Annotated in this window: 2 protein-coding genes; one reads left to right on the top strand and one right to left on the bottom strand. The window is 46.2% G+C overall.

The annotated features are described in order from the left end of the window. Window positions 1–73: 73 nt before the first annotated feature. Window positions 74–1,504 (bottom strand): amidohydrolase, encoded by a 1,431-nt coding sequence (locus QT974_RS33015; protein WP_333472584.1) that lies wholly within the window; start codon window positions 1,502–1,504, stop codon window positions 74–76. Between the two features lie 367 nt (window positions 1,505–1,871). On the opposite strand from QT974_RS33015, the gene QT974_RS33010 reads away from it, so the two are divergent. Then, window positions 1,872–2,642: a cysteine hydrolase family protein gene (locus QT974_RS33010; RefSeq protein WP_333472583.1), complete on the top strand. Its 771-nt coding sequence runs from the start codon at window positions 1,872–1,874 to the stop codon at window positions 2,640–2,642. Window positions 2,643–2,937: the final 295 nt, after the last annotated feature.

Here is a 2,937-nt window from a genome sequence, read left to right as displayed (position 1 = left end):
TTCTTCAACCGGCGTCCGGCTTGTTTTGTCTGTATAGCCGCGGTTTCAACCGCCGAGTATTTCTGCGATCCCCTTAAGAATAACCAGGCAATTTCATCACTTGGCGGTAGTGCGATTCAATCTCGCCCACCATCGGCGATTGACGCTTGCTACTCCACTCGCTGCGATCGAATAATTGCCGTCTCAAACCATCAACATCAATCGTTTTTACCTTACCTTCAGCGACAACTTGTTTACCGTTTACCCAAACACTGTCTACCGCATTTGTCGGGCGTCCCAAAATTAGCAAACCAATCGGATCGGTGCGCGGCAACAATGATAAACTGGTTAAATCGTACAGTACAAAATCGGCTTTTTTGCCGACAGTCAGCGAACCCATTTCATCGCCTAGATTCAAGCCTTTTGCTCCGCCCAGCGAAGCCATTTCTACAGACTGGTGCGGTGTAATCCAGTGGCGATAATCCAAATCAGTGATGTTGTGCAAAATCGAACCAATTTTAATTGCTTCCAGCAAATCTTGACCGTCATTGCTAGCGGCGCCGTCGCAGCCAAAAGATACGTTGACTCCGGCTTGGCGGTATTTCAAAATTGGTGCAATCCCGCTTCCTAAGCGCAGGTTGCTGAGGGGATTGTGTACCACAGTCGATTGAGTTGCTGCCATGATTGCAATATCGGAATCGTCCAGCCACACGCAGTGCGCTAAGGAAGTGCGCGGACTTAAATAACCGATTTGTTGCAAATGTTCAACGGCGCTACAGCCGTATTTTTCCTGAGCTAACTGTTTTTGAGCTGGAGTTTCTAAGAGGTGGGCGTGCAGGCAAAGATTGTAGCGATCGCCCAAATCGATGCAGCCTTCAAACAAAGCATCGGAACACAGTTGAATTCCCGTAGGTGCTAGCAATATATTAACACCTTGTTCGGGATTGTGAAACTGTTTTATGGCGGCTTCCATTAAATCTAAAGTTGCCTTTGTCGAGCGAATGTAAGCCGCGTGCTCGATGCCGCCATCGCCAGCAGGCATTCCCGCTGTCAGGGATTCATCTTGAATTAACGGCCCGATAAAAGCGCGGATGCCGATTTCTTGATAAGCGCGAACTGCGGCAGCAATTGTTTCTAATTCTTGCCCCGGAATCAAAACTAAATGATCGACTACGCTTGTACCGCCAGAGAGCAATGTTTCTACCGCAGTTCCCAAGGCACTCAAATAAACTTGTTCCGGATCGAGAGGCGTGAAATCGTACAGTTCGCCAATCCACAACTCCAGCGGCAAAGGCGGAATAATCCCGCGCTGCCACATTTCAGAAGAGTGCGTGTGCGCGTTGACAAAACCGGGCAGCAGCAGCTTATTTTTGCCGTCGATTGCTATTCCTGTAGCAGCTAAATTTTGGGCGATCCTCTTCGAGGGCTTCGCTAACGCACTTATGCAATTATCCGCTACTTGCACGTCTGCGGTTTCATAACCACTCTCAACCGGAATCAAAGCATTTTGGATTGTAAAACTCATAGTATTTTAGATGTTAGATTGGAGAATCACTGCTGATGAATTAAGGATTTGGAGATTGGCAACAATTGCTTTTTTTTTTATGGATCGTATCACATATTTATCCTTTTTGTAAATTCACATCTATTAATCTCGTTCCCTGGCCTAGGCTGGGAACGCATATCAGCGATACTCTGTCTCGTCTGTGCTTTACTGGAGGCTGTGCCTCCTGCAAGGAATTTCCAGGCTATACTTGGGAACGAAAAATAAATCCTAAAATTAATCAAAACAGTTGCGCCGGATACTTAATCTTAGCAAAGATTTAAGGTATGACAAGTTAGGAACAATCAAATAGTCCTAAAATTGAAAGTGTTTTCAAATCACAATTAATATGAATCCCGATCTTCTCCGCACCTTGGGCGTTGCGCCGAATGCTTGGAAAGTTGATGCTAAAATTGCCGACATCACGCGATCGCCGATCGCACCTCAACCTGTTACCCTAGAAACAGAAACGAAAACCCTGCGATTGGACTTAGCAAAAGCAGCAATGCTGGTGATAGATATGCAAAACGATTTCTGTCACCCCGACGGTTGGCTAGCACACATCGGCGTTGATGTAACACCTGCGCGCACTCCAATTAATCCTTTGCAAAATTTGCTGCCAAAATTGCGATCGCACGCAGTACCCATTATTTGGATCAACTGGGGAAACCGCCCCGATTTGCTCAATATTAGCGCAGCTTCGCGCCACGTTTACAATCCCACGGGCGAGGGCGTAGGTTTGGGAGATCCGCTACCCAAAAACGGCGCATCTGTATTGATGGCCGGGAGTTGGGCGGCCGCCGTTGTCGATGAATTAGAACAGAAACCAGAGGATATTTGCATTGACAAATATCGCATGAGTGCCTTTTGGGATACTCCTTTAGATAGTATCCTGCGTAACCTGGGAAGAACTACACTTTTCTTTGGAGGAGTCAACGCCGATCAGTGCGTCATGGCTACCCTACAAGATGCTTGTTTTCTCAACTACGACTGCATTTTAGTCAAAGATTGTACAGCTACCACATCCCCAGAGTATTGTTGGCAGGCTACTCTTTATAACGTTAAACAATGTTTTGGGTTTTTGTCTGATTCTCAGGCTATGTTAGAAGCAATTAAATAACTAGGGAATTAGTCAGCAGTCATCAGTCATCAGTCATCAGTCATTAGCAATAAACTTGGGAGGTTGAGGCACGGACTAATGACTCTGAATCCTCACTAATGACAGCAGAGAGATATAGCAACCGTCCGTGACGGTGAGGAAGTTCTTAATTGCTACAATCCTGGCTTATCTTGCTTCTTCCTTCTTTTTACCCGTTCGCGAAGCCAAAGGACTTCTTCCGGGTGCATCTGGTTTTTGAGAAGGGCGAAGCATGACCGCAGATAAGTTATTAGTTATAATCCCATATTGAATGCGG

The organism is Microcoleus sp. BM001215392 (assembly GCF_036700185.1).
GTDB lineage: Bacteria > Cyanobacteriota > Cyanobacteriia > Cyanobacteriales > Microcoleaceae > Microcoleus.
The sequence above is the reverse complement of the archived record's forward strand: the minus strand, read 5'-3'. Positions and strand labels throughout refer to the sequence as shown.